Raw genomic sequence first — 14,727 nt, forward strand, 5'->3', positions numbered from 1 at the left:
CGTATTTGAATATCTGAAAATCAGATACTACACTGCTGTAGCGGTTGGCATCTGAATCGTTGTTCGTGCCGTCGTATTTTGTTCTATCCTTGATCTTGGGGATACGAGACATTCGGGAGAGAGGCCTAAGGGAACAATGGAGATTTCAATGGGCTTGCTAAGAACTGGCGAACCTGGGCTCGCCAATGCGTTAATGTGGCCCCACACAGAGCGCCGGGTATACTGCCTGACTCTGCTGGGTGTACTGTTGATAGCTGGGACGGCGCTGGTGTACTACACCGGCGGCACGGCGTATTCCTATCCTTATCTCATGCTGATACCGGTGCTGGTGGCTTCTGCCTGGTATGGGTTGGCGGGCGGGCTTCTCTCGGCGCTGTTGGCGAGTGTGCTTATGGCCTGGATGCCTCTGGATGTGGATCAGTCGCTGGTTCAAACCCCCGTCAACCGGGTGGTTAGGGCAGGGCTGTACATGCTGCTGGGTGCCGTGGCCGGGAGCTTGTTTCAGTGTTTGCGCCGAGCGTATCGGGAGCGGGAAGACCTGGTGAGGACGGACCCGCGTTCCGGGCTGCTCAATCAGGTGGCGCTGGAGCAGGATTTGGGGCGCAATTTCGAGGCGGAGAGGCGAGCCCTAATGGGGCTTATTATTGTGCGTCTGTCGGATATCGGGGAAGTCCTGGAGGTCATGGGCGCTTACGCCTCGGATGAATTGAGTGGTCTGCTGGGAGCAAGGTTACAAAAGCTCGTGGGGGATAACGGCAAAGTTTACCGGTTTAGCGTGTCGGAACTGGCGGTGGTGACGTTTGACACTGAGCAGGCGCGCCTCGAGTCCATGGTGGGGCGCATCATTGATGCCGGAGAAGATAACCTGCTGGTGCAAACGGTGCCGGTTCGAGTGCAACTGGCGCTTGGCTATACCGTGAAGGAAGCCCGTAATACCTCAGTCAATGAGTTGATTAATGAAGCCCGGATTGCCCTGTTCAATGCGTTGCGGCAGGGGCGGAACCATTGTGCCTTCAGCCCGGAACTCTCGCGTAAAAATCTCTCCAATATTACGCTTATCTCCAATGTGCGAAAGGGGTTGGATCGCCGTGAATTTGAATTGCATTACCAGCCCAAAGTGCGGTTGAGCGATGGTGCGCTGGTGGGCTCCGAGGCGTTAATTCGATGGTATGACAGCAAGCGTCAGCCCATCCCTCCCTCAAAGTTTATGCCCCGGCTGGAAGAAACCACGTTGATTACGCCCGTGACTGAGTTTGTCAGTCGGGAGGCCTGTGAATTTCAGGCCCGGAATGGCGCCCCGGTCAGTATCAATTTTTCGGCGCGAAATCTCGTGAACGAGGACGTATTGACGTTTCTCGGGCAAGAGGTGAAACGGCTGGGGCTTGCGCCGGGCAGTATTGAAGTGGAGGTGACCGAGAGCGCGCTCATCCAGAACCTTGACGCGGCAAGAGAGGCAATCAAGCGTTTGCGAGAGATGGATTTTGAGGTCAGCATCGACGATTTCGGAACGGGCTTTGCCTCCTTCGAATATCTGCAGCACCTGCCTATCACCGGCATCAAGATTGATCGAGCCTTTGTCCAATATATCGAGAGTCACGAGCGGTCCCGGCGGCTCACGGCCAGCATGGTGAACATGGGGCATGCGCTGGAATTGAAAGTAACGGCAGAAGGGGTGGAAACGTTGGCCCAATATCAGCTCTTGCGCGAAATGGGTTGTGACCAGGCTCAGGGCTTTCTGTTCACCCCGGCGCTGCCCCCCTCCCGTTATGCCGTGTGGTGTGATAGCTACCGGCCGATTGTGAGCAACTGACCAAGCCGGTGGGGTCGGTTGCCGGATTCATCGACTATCGGTTTTCCAGCCGGTTGTAGTCCAGAAGGCCAGCGTCATGGCCGTCTCGTGTTCGGTAGAGTGCGTGGATATCGTCGCTGATTTGCCAGAAGTTTGGATCACTGCGACGAATACCAAAACGGTCTTTGAGGGCCTGGTAATCAGACTCGGATTTCATGGATTGCAGAGAGCGAACGAATTCGGGTACTTGTGCTTCATCCACCATCAGAAAACTGTTCGGGTAACTGCCAACTACGCCGCGCGCAATGGTGAGCGTGTCCTCGTCGGGTCGTCGCCGGTCCTCTTCATCAAAAAGAGAAGACAGATTGCTGTAAGCGTTGTTGTGCACCAGCGTAAACAGTGCCTGCTCCGGCATATAGACCAGTGTTACGGGTGGCAGATGACGCAGGGCCTCGGGGTGGGTATTGTTCAAGCTGGCCAGTGCTTCGCGGGCTGAGTCCACCAGTGGCAGAGTGCCCGGATCATTGTGGTGGCTCAATACGGGGTCGAGATGTTCTTTTAACAGCGAGTACAGGGCCGCTTGAGGCTCGACGCCTTCCGGATAGTCAATCGCGTTTTCCGTGTGCAGATTGTCGCGGTACACGTCGAGGTATTCCTGAAGGTCACTCTCGGCATTCCGATACCAGGACATCAGTGTGTCCTCCTGAACATCGTCGGGCAGAAGAGTCACGAAATTCATTTCGCCTTCCATGCGCAGGAAGTCCATATAAAGGCGGCTTAGCAATTGGTGGGAGGTATTCCCATACACATCAAAACCGGCCACCAGCAGGTAGTGGATTCGCTCCAGCAAAGGATAGTCGATAACCCACGCCGTTTTGGGGGGCTGTCCGATAAACCCCTTGTGGACGCTGGCACTGTCGGTGTGGCGAAACACGGTCAGCGCAGCATTACGATTCTTGCCTTCGGGGCCGATGCCATCCCAGATTATGTCCAGGTTCAGCGGTGCCCGGTCATTGAGCTTTTCGCCGATAAAGGTCGCTTTTGCCGACAGATAATCCTTTTGAAGCTCGGAGTAGCGATGCCAATTGCTCAGGGGCATGAGTGTGTTCCCCACGCCCGCTGGCAGTTTTAGGTGATCACTGTTGTTCGCGAGGAACTCGCTGTCCAGGTCATCTGAATAGGCGGGGTCGACAAAGGCAACCCAGAAGTGGTCCTGAATAACATTCAAAGCCACCTGGCCACGGCAGACCGGGCCTTTAATAAAGTTCATGATGGTGAACTCTGCCTCATCCAGCAGGAATCGATAGCGGGCGTCGGCGGGCAGGTCCACAAAGGTGGCGAAGGGGTTGGCCGCCTGTTCCGGCTCGTACCCCGGCAGGGCGTCCACAGTGTAATCGGCGTCCAGAAACCAGCGTTGCCAGCGCTGGCGGCGCTCCGTGGTCAGTGCATAGGGTAAATGGTTTTTCACCACGATACTGCTTGGGTCACGCCATAAGCGGTAATAAATCCGGTCAACTCCCGGGTCGTCGAATGGGCGGCGGGTGCTGATGCGCTGCAGTGGCTCGCCGGGTGGCGTACTGGAGCGCACCAGTTTGAAGTACACGCTGCTCTCGTTTTTTGCCTGAAAATGCAAGTGTGCCAGAAACAGGTGCTCATACAGATAACGGCTCATTAGCCGTTCTTTAAGGCTGTCGCCATTGAGAAAGCGTTCCCACTGAGTGACCTGCTGGCTCAGGTCTTTACCCATCGGAGCCGGGCCGCCGCCCGGAGCGCCATCGCGCAACCAGTGAATCAGGGTATCGTGCTCTTTGTCTGACAGGCCGGGCAAGCCGTAGGGCATGCCTGCGAGCGGGTTGCTTTCGGCGTACCCTTCGAATTCCTCCGCGCTCGGACATTGCCAGCGTTGACTCAATGAAAAATCGAAATCGTCCGACAGGATGCGTTGTGCGGGTAGCGGGTGACGCTGCTTGAGCAACAGCATCTGTGCCATTACGCTGCCGGTAAGGTTGTTCTCCGGGCTGGGTTCTCGTTCGTTGATGACGGGGAAGAACCCTTTTTTCCGCCACTCGGCCGTGGTATGTGCGTCCTCATAAAGGCGGGTCATTTCCGCTCCCAGTAAGCGGGTGCCATCGTAAACGCGGTCGTTGCTGGCGCCTCTTAGCAGCCCCTCCCAGGATTCCATTTTGAGCTGACAGGCCGCATCGTAACAGCCGTGGCACACCGTGCAGCGCTGTTCAAGCAGGGGTTTGATGTCACTCTGGAAGCGGTCTCGCGCCATGGGTGCGGTGTTTGTTTCCCGGGGTTCTGGTTCACCGTATTTTTTGTTCCAAATCGTATGGCTAATGGCACTGCAGCCAATAATAACCATCAGAGCGGGAACGAGTGTGCTGTGTGTGAACCAGCGTCGGGCGGGCATGGAAATTCCTGTCATCGGTCGTTTAATCCGGCGGCTAGTATAGCAAGGCCAATTTTTCCTGTCTGAGGGTGATCCGGTTTACATCAATTGCCGAAGCACCGATACTGACTGATACGCATGCCGATGGCATTTGAATCAGTGTGAACAGGCCCTAATAATCCCAACCGGAGCTTTAGACCCCGTGAGCCGCAATGACACCGAAACGGACGTTCTCTATCCAGATTACCCCCAGCTGAGCCGGGTCTATGAACAGCTCAATGATGACGAAGACGCCCGAGTCTGCAAAGACATTCCAGAGACCGCCTGCCGCCATCAGCCCCGCAACTTCTTTGCCTACCTGGCCGCCAATGCACTGAGCAAAATTGCCGATGAACTCTCCAGCGCCAGATTGGTCTTGCCCTGGCTGATCGGCGCGGCGGGCGCCTCTTCGGGGTTTGCCGGTTTTCTGGTGCCGATTCGGGAGGCCGGAGTGCTTGTTCCGCAATTGCTGGTGGCGGCTTACATACGGCGCGTCGCCCGACGGAAATATGTCTGGATGCTGGGCGCGGTGCTTTCCATGCTGGCGTTGGCGGGCATGGCCTGGGCATCCGGGACGCTGACGGGGTCAGCCCTGGGCTGGGCGGTGGTGATACTGCTGGCGGTGTACAGCATTGCCCGCGGCTTTTGTTCGGTAGCCGCTAAAGATGTACTCGGGAAAACGGTTTCCAAGACCCGGAGAGGCACCTTGATGGGCTATAGTGCCAGCGTTGCCGGAGCGGCCACACTGGCAGTGGGGCTCTATGCGGAGTTCGGTAGCGGCGAAGAGGGGGTGAATCTCTCTTTGTTTCTCGGCGTGGCGGCGCTGCTGTGGCTGCTGTCCCTGTTGGCGTTCAGCCGTATTGAGGAAGCGGCTGGATCGACGGAAGGCGGTGGCAATGCGTTGCTGGTGGCTTTTAAAAGCCTTTCCATTCTCTGGCGAGACCGCGATTTTCGGCGCTTTGTGATTGGACGGGCGCTGTTGCTGAGTGTGGCGCTGGTACCCCCGTTCTTTGTGTTACTGGCTCAACAACTGGCCGGCAGCGAAGTGACCGGCCTGGGGCTGATGATCATTGCCAGTGGCCTGGCGGCCAGTCTTAGCTCTCCGATTTGGGGCAAACTCAGTGACCGCTCCAGCCGATGGGCGATGGTGCTGGCGGCAATGGCAGGCGGTGTTATCTGCGGAGTGGCGGCGGTGGGGGCCTGGCTGGAGTGGTCGCTGTGGGCCTCCCTCTGGACACACGCGTTGCTGTTTTTCGGGATCAGCATCTGCCACGGCGGTGCGCGCCTGGGGCGGAAGGTCTATCTAGTGGATATGGCCAACAGTGAGACTCGGGCACAGTATGTGGCGGTCAGCAATACGGCCATTGGCTTATCTATGTTGGTGCTCGGAGCAGTGGGGTTGCTGGCGAGCTGGGTGGGTATCGCCGGCGTGATTGGATTGTTGGGGACTCTGTCACTGGCGGCAGCGGTGTATGGACTGCAATTGAAAGAGGTCAGCGGTTAGGGCCTGATATGACTGAATTGAGGTGGTAAGACGTATGGCGAAAGAAGAAGAGAACAAATTGCGCAGACCCGGAGCACACCTGACGGTGCGCAATGCCACGTTGTCGGATGTGCCCGCCATCGTGGCGCTGGCTGATCGGGTGTATGAGCCAATGCAGATGGAAACCTATACCCGCGCGGCCATTGTTGGGCAGATTAACAATTTCCGGCAGGGTCAGATTGTGGTCATGGTGGGGGACGAGTTGGTGGGTTATTGCGCCACTTTCCGTATTTCCGGGGACATTGCCCTAAAGGCGCATACCTGGAATGAAATTACGGGTAACGGCTTTGCGTCGCGCCACGACATCCACGGCGACTGGTTGTATGGAATGGAAGTCTGTATCGATAATGCCTATCGAGGTTATCGAATCGGCCAAAGGCTCTATAACGAGCGTAAAAAGTTGTGCCAGTCGCTTGGGTTGAAAGGTGTGGTGTTTGCCGGTCGTATGCCCAACCTTCATAAACGACTGAAAAGAGTCGGGACGGTGGAAAACTACATCGACCAGGTGGTCCATAAGAAGATCAAGGACCCGGTGCTTTCTTTTCAATTACGCAACGGTTTTGAGGTGATTGGGGTCATCCCCAACTACCTGGACGATGACAATGAGTCTTTGAACTTTGCAGCGCATCTGGTGTGGTACAACCCGAAGGTCCCGCAAGAGGATGAAAAACCGGTCAAAAAGTACGGCGTGCGCATGCCCGATGTGGTCCGCATTGCGACCGTGCAGTATATGCAGCGCAAGGTGACCTCTTTCGGTGAATTTCTAAAATACATTGAGTACTTTGTGGACGTCGTGGCGGACTACAAAAGTGACTTTGTGGTTTTCCCCGAACTGTTTACTCTCCAACTGTTGTCGATTGAAGATCAGGAGTTGTCGCCATTTGAATCGATTGAAGCGCTGACCAAATACACACCGCGCCTGAAAGATGCTTTCCGCGACATGGCACTCAGCTATAACGTGAATATTATTGCGGGTTCACACCCCACGCGCGTGGAGAGTGGTCGGATTGAAAATATTTCTTACGTATTTTTGCGCGACGGCCGGGTTTTCGAACAACCGAAAATTCATCCCACGCCCAATGAGCGGTATTGGTGGGATATTGAAGGAGGCAGTAGCCTTTCAGCTATTGATACGGACTGTGGACCGATCGGGGTGCTGATCTGTTACGACTCCGAGTTCCCTGAGTTGGCGCGCCATTTGGCCGATCAAGGTGTTCAGATTTTGTTTGTGCCGTTTTGCACCGATGAGCGTCAGGGTTACTTGCGGGTGCGCTATTGCTGTCAGGCCCGAGCGGTGGAAAACCAAATGTATGTGGTGATGTCGGGTAACGTGGGTAACCTGCCTAACGTGTCGAATATGGACATTCAATATGCACAAAGCTGCATTTTGACGCCCTGTGATTTTCCTTTTGCTCGTGATGGAATTGCGGCCGACACCACACCCAACGTGGAAACTGTCGCGTTCGCCGATCTTCGCCCCGAGTCGTTATTGATGGCCCGCAATAGTGGCACGGTGCAAAACCTGAAAGATCGTCGGCACGATTTGTACAGGATTCGCTGGAGAGGAGATCGCCGCTAACTTAACATAGGTTAAGTGTTAATAGTTTGTGGTGCTGTGCTGATGTGAGCTGACGAGAGAAATTATGAGAAGTTACGTTAGAAATTAATTGAAGTGTCGCTCAAATTGCCCCGGGGGCAGGATCTCCCCGCCCCCGGGATAAGCCGTTTTATACGGCTATAAAGGGGGTTTTCGGCCTACCACCGCGAAAATGATAGCCAGTACAATGCCAATGACGAAGAGTATCCACGCAATATTGGTGGCTGCCCCGGCGATACCGCTCAGGCCAAGTACCCCAGCGATAATGGCAATGATCAAAAAGAGAAACGCCCAACTGAACATATGCAAACTCCTTTGACATTTAGACAGGTAGTGTAAGTGTAGACAATTTTTCCATCGTCGGTACTTAGTACGTGTAAAATGGCAAATGGTTGCATCAAAATTAAAAAAATGTGAAATCTCTCGCAAAGACGCTTTTTGTGTCATACTCCCATTGAATTTCTGAAAGCGATCCCAATCTTAAGTCCTGTCGCATGTCGTTACAGGCGTGGTTGGGGGCTGAAGAGATTCACGCCCCGTATCGCTAAGCGTTGCGGCGCTGACCGGGCAACTATAAGCCCCATATTATTGAATGAAGGAGTCGACATCATGAGTGAAGAAAATATGCTTTCCAAGCGCGTTCGTTCCATCGCTTTGGCCATCTTTTTGGTTTTGTCTGGCGGCGCGTTCTTGACGGCCTGTGACCAAGGCCCTGCGGAGGAAGCGGGCGAGAACATCGACGATGCTGCCGATGATGCAGGCGATGCGATGGAAGATGCGGCGGATGAGGTAGAGGATTCAATGTAAGCCTCACCTACAGCGAGGCCGCAGGATGCGGCCTCGGCCTGCCAAACAGTTTATTTAATTGCGTTAAGAAATTAAGAAATTAGTTTTAATAACCAGTGATAGTGGTGCAAGTTCAAAGTTTATCCTCTTCGGCTTGGTCCGTATCCTCTGTGCTTTTCCCGTTAGTAGTTTCCCTGTTTTGATCTTGTAAGTGATCCCGCTGCCGGTTGAGGCATGTTTCATAGCTCTCATTGTAGTCGTTAGTGCTGGCCTGCTCGGCATCTCGGGCGCACACTTCTTCAGCGGAATAGGCGTCGCTTTGATAGATATCGATCTGGGCCAGCAGAGGAGGCATTGTCGTCAGGCAGAGGCTTAGCGCGACGATGAATCGTACAGTCATGGTTGGCGTCCGTCGATCAGTTTGAGCACCGGAGAGCTTTGCAGCTCTCCGGCACAGTTAAATCCTCCAATGTTGGCGGTCTGCGCCTGTTAGAGGTTGCCATAACCGATGGCGCCGTTGCAGTGGAGCCATTCGCTGTTGGAACCGCCGCAAGCGTTGTTGCTCCAGACACCGGTATTGTAGCTCTGGTCTTCAGACTGTCGAGTTGACCCGTTGACCTGAATATAATCCACTTGCACGTCCCGGTTGCCACCGTCGTTGGTGAATTCGACCACAATGCCGCCGGTATTATTACCGTTCCAAGTGTAGTTGCTCATGGTCGTTGAGAGCGTCCAACTGGCCACGGTGTTGTTATCCACCCGAAGGTTGATGCTTTCGTCCCCATTGGTACCGCGTGCGCGAACCACGATCTCGTTCGAGCCGCCACCGCCAGAGCTGCTGCTACTGCCCCCACCACTGCCGCCTTCCCAGACGGTGACATTGGAGCTGCCGCTACTTTCATAACCCTCGGTCGCCATCACCTGATAGTTATGATTCCCCAGGTTCCAGCCCTGGCTCGCCCAGGCGTCAACGTGATTCTGGAAGGTAATGGTGTTGTTGTTGCCCTGAGACCGCTTGGAAGTGCGCACACTCCAGTATTGATAAAACGTTGCCGTGCCTTCGATAGAGGGCTGATTGACACGCTGCGTGCGATAAAGATCGTAGGTACCCCCGTCTGTGGTGACGGTGCCCACAGAAGACGCACCTGGCGGACGCCAGCTTCCCCAGCTGTCTACCACGTAGTATTCCACCAGCGGATTGGTGGTCCAGCCGTAAAGCGTGAGATAGGAGTTACCGGAGGGGGAGTAGTTGCCGGCGTTGTAACTGATTACCCGGTTGGACGAGCCGGTGCTCCAGCCTTTCCCGCCGACAAAATTGCCGGTATTTGACCACTCGTAACTGTAATTTCCGTCGGCGCCGAGGGTCATACAGGCCGAGCCACCGCCATCGGTCCAGTGGGTAAAGTAAAAGCCGCCACTGGTGCCAGTCTGATTGTCGCAGAGGGTTTGTGCCTGGGCGGTGGCGATACCCAGGCTCGCCGTACAGGCCAGAGCGGCAAGGGACAGGCTTTTCAGCCATCCGGATTGCCGGAGCAATGCATTGTGACGCTTCATAGTGAATCCTCTTGATGAATTATTGTGTGGTGGCCCATCACGCGAAAGGCCGTTCAGCGTGGGAAGTGTTGGCAACGAACCACTTAAAGTCAATATAACTATTAAAGACTGAAACCGTTACCTTTTTTATATATTCAAAAAGACTATATCTGGCTGGGTTGGGTGCCTTCTTCTTGCCAGAGTCATGGAGCGGGGCGCGTGGGAGGGAAGCAGAGATGAGGGGCGTTGCCCTCGGTCTGGCACATTAATGCTCATGTTCGTGGCGGTATGGCGGACGGATTTGGGCGAATCGCATATTTCAAATGGGTATAAATGCCTCAGAAGAATGTAATCGCATACATGTGTGCTCCGCCCTGGTGCGCCTCCGAAGTTTTCGCGCGAAAGTTGGGCGAATTGAGCCGGGTTAGAGCCTGGCTGGTTCATTGATAGGCCGTGTGACGGCGGTTTTCCAAGTTGGCATTTATGTTGCTACTAACTAGGTAGATATAGAGGATTCAATGCGATGAGTCATTGAAGTAACTCGCTCGAACAATTTGGTTTTAAGGTTCCTCCGCGTCATCGAGGAACTGAATAGGCCGCTAGGGTTCCGGCATTCCACAGAGCAATCGGTGTGATGTGACTGGTCCGAGAGCAGCCGACCTTGTGGTGAACATTCCGATAGGCATACTTCGACAAGGTTACACGGCGGGACAAAAGCCCGGGAGGTCACAATGGTGTGAGTTGCCATTGAATCCTCAGCCGTTTAACCGTGTTGTAGTCCTGGAGGTTCACCATGTTTGCCAACGTTTTTTCGATTGCTCCCTCTCCGACCCACTGTTGTGGCAAGTTAAGAACCTTCGGGTTTTTACTTGCCACTTTTTTTTGTCTTTCCTTCCCGTCGCATTCAGTGTCCGCTCAGCCGCGGGATCACTTCAGTGTCTGTTGGTCGATCTATGTCGGTTGGATGCCGTGGGGTTACGGTGCCAGTGAAGGGATTGTCAAAAAATGGGCGGATAAATACGACATCACCATCGACGTTGTGCAGATCAACGATTATGTCGAATCCATTAACCAGTATACCGCAGGGCAATATGACGCCTGCGCCATGACTAACATGGACGCGCTGACGATTCCCGCCGCCGGAGGCATTGATTCCACTGCACTTATCATCGGTGACTTCTCCAATGGCAATGATGGCGTCGTGCTGCAAGAGCAGACCGACCTGAAAGCCATCAAGGGTCAGAACGTTAATCTGGTGGAACTGAGCGTTTCACATTATCTGCTGGCTCGCGCGTTGGACTCAGTCGGAATGACGGAGCGGGATGTCCGGGTGATCAACACCTCTGACGCCGACCTGGTGTCTGCCTATGCGTCCGGCAATGTCACTTCGGTGGTGACCTGGAACCCACTATTGAGTGAAATAGAAACCATGCCGGACAGCCACAAGGTTTTTGACTCCTCCGAAATTCCGGGCGAAATCATTGATTTGATGGTCGTTAACACCGATGTGTTGAAAGCCAATCCGGATTTCGCTAAAGCGCTGGTGGGCGCCTGGTATGAAATCATGGGCACGATGAGTGGCGATGACGCTGGGGCCAAAACCGCCCGCACCGCCATGGGCGAAGCCTCGGGTACGGATCTGGCCGGCTACGAGGCCCAGCTGGCGTCGACCCGCATGTTCTATGAGCCGGCTCAAGCCGTCGCCTTTACCGAAAGTGAGGATCTTAAAACGACGATGCAATACGTCGCTGAGTTCTCGTTCCGCCATGGCCTTCTCGGCGAGGGGGCACCGGGACCGGAGTTCATCGGTGTGGAGACACCGACCGGCGTTTATGGCAATTCGGCTAACATCCAACTCCGTTTTGATCCGTCCTTTATGCAAATGGCCGCAGACGGTGAACTTTGAGGTCGTCGCCTGACCGCGGAGACCACTGACCAAGAGCGAGGAAAACATGAAGAGACTGATCAATCAGCAGCCCCACCGTGCCACCCGTTGGCTGTTGGGACTATTGCCCTTTCTGTTGTTGCTCGCATTGTATGTAGGGGCCAGTAACGCGCGGTTGGCTGACAACCCCAATGACAAGCTACTGCCGTCTTTTGAAAGCTTTGGGGCCGCCATCGAGCGGCTGGCGTTTGAGCCCAATGTTCGCACCGGTGAATACGTGTTCTGGCAGGATACGCTCAGCAGCTTGCAGCGTCTGGGGATGGGCGTTTCAATCAGTGCGCTGTTCGCCCTGGTGTTTGGGATTTTCAGCGGTGCCATTCCCTTTGTTCGAGCCAACCTGTCACCGTTGATGACGGCTATTTCGCTAGTGCCACCCATGGCGATTCTGCCCATCTTGTTCATTGTGTTTGGTTTGGGAGAACTGTCCAAGGTCATGCTGATTATTATTGGCATTGCGCCGTTTCTTTGCCGCGATCTGCAACAGAGAGTGGAAGAAATCCCGGCGGAGCAGTTGGTCAAAGCGCAGACTCTTGGGGCTAACAGCTGGCAAATTATTTTGCGGGTTATTGTTCCGCAAATACTGCCGCGACTGATTGCGAGCGTCCGCTTGTCGCTCGGTAGCGCGTGGTTGTTTCTTATCGCGGCTGAGGCCATCGCCTCGACAGATGGGCTGGGGTACCGGATCTTTCTCGTGCGTCGCTACCTGTCGATGGATGTGATTCTTCCCTACGTCGTCTGGATCACAATTCTGGCGTTTGTTATCGATGTGTTGTTGCGCCTTCTGTCCCGGCGATGCTTTGCCTGGTTTCATGCACAAGCTAACCACTGAGGTCCCATGAGCTATATCACGATTGAAAAACTCTGGAAACGCTATGACGACACCGTGGTGCTGGAGAACTTGAACAAGACCGTCGAGCGCGGGGAGTTCATAACCATCGTCGGTGCTTCCGGCTGCGGTAAAACGACGTTTCTCAAGATGCTGCTGGGCACGGAGTCGCCGAGCCAGGGGCGCATGCTGCTGGATGGTGAACCATTGCAGGCCGAGCCCGGTGAAGATCGGGGCATCGTCTTTCAGCGCTACTCGGTCTTTCCACATCTGACAGCGCTGGAGAACGTCATGCTGGCTATCGAGCTGGAAGAAAGCCCGCTGCTGGCACGCCTGTTTGGCAGCGCCCGGCGCACGGCTCGGCACAATGCTTTCAACATGCTTGATGCGGTCGGTCTCAGCCATGCGCTGGACAAGTACCCGCACGAACTGTCCGGCGGTATGCAGCAGAGGCTGGCCATCGCCCAGTCATTGATCAAGCAGCCTCGCATTCTATTGCTCGACGAACCGTTTGGTGCGTTGGACCCGGGTATCCGAAAGGATATGCATCAGCTGGTTCTCAAGCTGTGGCGCGAACTCAAACTGACCGTCTTCATGATCACTCACGACATTCAGGAAGGGTTTTATCTGGGCACGCGCCTGTGGGTGTTCGACAAAGTGCGCCATGACCCCCAGGCGCCCGAAGCCTATGGCGCCAGCATTACCTATGACTTGGCCGTGGGCGAGTGTGAAGATCAGTTGCTGCACCGCATTGATGATTCCGTTACACGAACCGAACAACAGAAGGAGAAGCTTCAAAATGACCGGTGAAGTCCTCTATGAATACACGCTTCCAGCCGCCAGCCATTGGTCACTGCGCCTGCGTCGCGGCACGGCCCTGGAGCTGACCGACCTGGAAGGCGGCGCCAATGTGGGCGTATTGATGTACAACCCGGAGAACTTACTCGAGCGCTACAATGCGCCCGATACCCTTAAGTGCCAACACACCTTTAAGCTGACCCACGGGCACTGTCTCTACTCAGATATGGGTCGGATTTTTGCGTCGATTGTGGAGGACACTGTCGGTTGGCACGAAACCGTGTGCGGTACGAGTCACGCCGATCAGGTGATGCAACGGTGGGGCGCACGCGATTACCAGAATGACCGCAACGACTGGCGGCAGGATGGTATGAGCAGCTTTCTGGTCGAACTGGCGAAGTACGGCCTGGGTCCGAAAGACATGGCGGCTAATCTCAATTTTTTCAGCAAAGTGGTTGTCGATAACGCAGGGAACCTCTCTCTGGATGAGCATAACTCGCCGGCAGGCGGTCGTGTGGTCTTGCGTTTCGAAATGGACACGCTGCTGGTAATGCATAGCTGCCCTCACCCCATGAATGCGTCGCCGGATTACCCCCGCAAGCCGGTTGGTGTGCGGATTTTCCATGCTGATCCGGTAGCCGATGACGATTATTGCAAAAACTTTCGTCTGGAAAATCAGCGCGGCTTCGAAAACAATCGCCTTTATTACCTGGGCACCTGAGGAGATGATGGCAATGAATACCACGGCGAATAATTCTTTTGGGGAAGTGCACACCGCACACCCGCCGGCCTTGACCGAAAGCGCCCTTGATATCAAGGACGCTGTGTCCCGCAATCAAGTGGCGGCGGGCGACTACTTTCTGAAAATTGTGCGTGCCGGCCAGACGATACGCATTCTTGATATCAAGGGTAATCAGGCGGCGGACACGCTTTTCTACAGCGCCGATGACCCCGCTGAACGTTACAGTGCCATGGACACCATTCGGGAGCAGGGCAATGCCTATTTGACGACCGGGTCCAGGCTGCGCTCAAACCACAACCGGGTCATGCTCGACATCGTGGCCGACACCTGCGGTCGCCACGATACGCTGGGGGGTGCTTGTGCGACCGAAAGTAATACCGTCCGCTACGACCTCAACAAGCGGCACATGCACGCGTGCCGGGACAGCTGGATGCTGGCCATTGCCGAGCACGAGGAGCTGGGGCTGAGTAAGCGCGACATCACCCACAATATTAATTTCTTTATGAACGTTCCGGTAACTCCCGAAGGCGGCCTGACCTTCGCCGATGGCATCTCGGCACCTGGTAAGTATGTGGAGCTGAAAGCGCAAATGGACACGATCGTCCTGATTTCCAACTGCCCGCAATTGAACAACCCCTGTAACGGCTACGATCCGACACCGGTAGATATTCTGATTTGGGATTGAGGCTCGCCGAACTTACCGCCAGGACGACCTGGACCGGGAAAGAATCACG

The 14,727-nt window shown here is 55.0% G+C and carries 13 protein-coding genes and 1 riboswitch; of the genes, 9 read left to right on the forward strand and 4 right to left on the reverse strand.

Annotated elements, in window-relative coordinates; all coding sequences use genetic code 11:
- The first annotated feature begins 148 nt into the window (after positions 1-148).
- Entirely contained in the window at positions 149-1,810 is a 1,662-nt protein-coding gene (locus ACQCLF_RS08590) for a putative bifunctional diguanylate cyclase/phosphodiesterase (RefSeq protein ID WP_426986259.1), read from the forward strand.
- A gap of 34 nt (positions 1,811-1,844) precedes the next feature.
- On the opposite strand, the gene ACQCLF_RS08595 is transcribed toward ACQCLF_RS08590, so the two are convergent.
- Positions 1,845-4,205 (reverse strand): fatty acid cis/trans isomerase, encoded by a 2,361-nt coding sequence (locus ACQCLF_RS08595; RefSeq protein ID WP_426986261.1) that lies wholly within the window; start codon positions 4,203-4,205, stop codon positions 1,845-1,847.
- A 181-nt stretch (positions 4,206-4,386) separates the two neighbouring features.
- Between ACQCLF_RS08595 and ACQCLF_RS08600 the strand changes: the two genes are divergently transcribed.
- Both ACQCLF_RS08600 and ACQCLF_RS08605 read left to right on the forward strand, forming a co-directional pair.
- Complete coding sequence (locus tag ACQCLF_RS08600) at positions 4,387-5,727, forward strand: MFS transporter (protein WP_426986263.1); 1,341 nt, start codon at positions 4,387-4,389, stop codon at positions 5,725-5,727.
- Between the two features lie 34 nt (positions 5,728-5,761).
- On the forward strand, positions 5,762-7,345 hold the full coding sequence (locus tag ACQCLF_RS08605) for a nitrilase-related carbon-nitrogen hydrolase (RefSeq protein WP_426986265.1): 1,584 nt from the start codon (positions 5,762-5,764) through the stop codon (positions 7,343-7,345).
- 156 nt (positions 7,346-7,501) lie between these two features.
- Here ACQCLF_RS08605 and ACQCLF_RS08610 read toward each other — a convergent pair whose 3' ends face one another.
- Positions 7,502-7,666, reverse strand: a complete 165-nt coding sequence (locus tag ACQCLF_RS08610) for a DUF1328 domain-containing protein (RefSeq protein ID WP_426986267.1) — start codon at positions 7,664-7,666, stop codon at positions 7,502-7,504.
- A gap of 306 nt (positions 7,667-7,972) precedes the next feature.
- On the opposite strand from ACQCLF_RS08610, the gene ACQCLF_RS08615 reads away from it, so the two are divergent.
- Positions 7,973-8,170, forward strand: a complete 198-nt coding sequence (locus tag ACQCLF_RS08615; RefSeq protein ID WP_426986269.1) for a hypothetical protein — start codon at positions 7,973-7,975, stop codon at positions 8,168-8,170.
- Positions 8,171-8,282: 112 nt separating this feature from the next.
- Here the strand turns inward: ACQCLF_RS08615 and ACQCLF_RS08620 are convergent, their stop codons facing one another.
- Both ACQCLF_RS08620 and ACQCLF_RS08625 read right to left on the reverse strand, forming a co-directional pair.
- Positions 8,283-8,549, reverse strand: a complete 267-nt coding sequence (locus tag ACQCLF_RS08620; RefSeq protein WP_426986271.1) for a hypothetical protein — start codon at positions 8,547-8,549, stop codon at positions 8,283-8,285.
- 89 nt (positions 8,550-8,638) lie between these two features.
- Positions 8,639-9,703 carry a glycoside hydrolase family 11 protein gene (locus ACQCLF_RS08625; protein ID WP_426986272.1) on the reverse strand — a complete coding sequence of 355 codons (1,065 nt, stop codon included), beginning with the start codon at positions 9,701-9,703 and terminating at the stop codon, positions 8,639-8,641.
- A 567-nt stretch (positions 9,704-10,270) separates the two neighbouring features.
- A riboswitch (guanidine-I (ykkC/yxkD leader) is annotated at positions 10,271-10,409 on the forward strand.
- Positions 10,410-10,589: 180 nt separating this feature from the next.
- Here ACQCLF_RS08625 and ACQCLF_RS08630 point away from each other — a divergent pair.
- Genes ACQCLF_RS08630 through ACQCLF_RS08650 form a run of 5 tightly spaced genes read left to right on the forward strand, consistent with a single transcriptional unit; the run spans position 10,590 to position 14,678 of the window.
- On the forward strand, positions 10,590-11,588 hold the full coding sequence (locus ACQCLF_RS08630; protein ID WP_426986274.1) for a putative urea ABC transporter substrate-binding protein: 999 nt from the start codon (positions 10,590-10,592) through the stop codon (positions 11,586-11,588).
- A 46-nt stretch (positions 11,589-11,634) separates the two neighbouring features.
- The gene (locus ACQCLF_RS08635; protein WP_426986276.1) at positions 11,635-12,456 is read left to right on the forward strand and encodes an ABC transporter permease; all 822 of its coding nucleotides are present in this window, start codon (positions 11,635-11,637) and stop codon (positions 12,454-12,456) included.
- A 6-nt stretch (positions 12,457-12,462) separates the two neighbouring features.
- Positions 12,463-13,263: an ABC transporter ATP-binding protein gene (locus tag ACQCLF_RS08640; RefSeq protein WP_426986278.1), complete on the forward strand. Its 801-nt coding sequence runs from the start codon at positions 12,463-12,465 to the stop codon at positions 13,261-13,263.
- Positions 13,253-13,972, forward strand: coding sequence for an urea amidolyase associated protein UAAP1 (locus tag ACQCLF_RS08645; RefSeq protein WP_426986280.1), 720 nt, complete (start codon positions 13,253-13,255; stop codon positions 13,970-13,972). Before ACQCLF_RS08640 ends, ACQCLF_RS08645 begins: the two co-directional genes overlap by 11 nt.
- 13 nt (positions 13,973-13,985) lie before the next feature.
- Positions 13,986-14,678: an urea amidolyase associated protein UAAP2 gene (locus ACQCLF_RS08650; protein WP_426986282.1), complete on the forward strand. Its 693-nt coding sequence runs from the start codon at positions 13,986-13,988 to the stop codon at positions 14,676-14,678.
- The last annotated feature ends 49 nt before the right edge of the window (positions 14,679-14,727 follow it).

It is taken from the genome of Marinimicrobium sp. ARAG 43.8, assembly GCF_050113635.1.
Taxonomy (GTDB): domain Bacteria; phylum Pseudomonadota; class Gammaproteobacteria; order Pseudomonadales; family Cellvibrionaceae; genus Marinimicrobium.

Excerpts from the sequence above, each read along its gene's own strand:
- ACQCLF_RS08590 (WP_426986259.1), top strand. The coding sequence starts at position 149 with ATGGGCTTGCTAAGAACTGGCGAACCTGGGCTCGCCAATGCGTTAATG.
- ACQCLF_RS08595 (WP_426986261.1), bottom strand. The coding sequence starts at position 4,205 with ATGCCCGCCCGACGCTGGTTCACACACAGCACACTCGTTCCCGCTCTG.
- ACQCLF_RS08605 (WP_426986265.1), top strand. The coding sequence starts at position 5,762 with ATGGCGAAAGAAGAAGAGAACAAATTGCGCAGACCCGGAGCACACCTG.
- ACQCLF_RS08610 (WP_426986267.1), bottom strand. The coding sequence starts at position 7,666 with ATGTTCAGTTGGGCGTTTCTCTTTTTGATCATTGCCATTATCGCTGGG.
- ACQCLF_RS08615 (WP_426986269.1), top strand. The coding sequence starts at position 7,973 with ATGAGTGAAGAAAATATGCTTTCCAAGCGCGTTCGTTCCATCGCTTTG.
- ACQCLF_RS08620 (WP_426986271.1), bottom strand. The coding sequence starts at position 8,549 with ATGACTGTACGATTCATCGTCGCGCTAAGCCTCTGCCTGACGACAATG.
- ACQCLF_RS08625 (WP_426986272.1), bottom strand. The coding sequence starts at position 9,703 with ATGAAGCGTCACAATGCATTGCTCCGGCAATCCGGATGGCTGAAAAGC.
- ACQCLF_RS08635 (WP_426986276.1), top strand. The coding sequence starts at position 11,635 with ATGAAGAGACTGATCAATCAGCAGCCCCACCGTGCCACCCGTTGGCTG.
- ACQCLF_RS08640 (WP_426986278.1), top strand. The coding sequence starts at position 12,463 with ATGAGCTATATCACGATTGAAAAACTCTGGAAACGCTATGACGACACC.
- ACQCLF_RS08645 (WP_426986280.1), top strand. The coding sequence starts at position 13,253 with ATGACCGGTGAAGTCCTCTATGAATACACGCTTCCAGCCGCCAGCCAT.
- ACQCLF_RS08650 (WP_426986282.1), top strand. The coding sequence starts at position 13,986 with ATGAATACCACGGCGAATAATTCTTTTGGGGAAGTGCACACCGCACAC.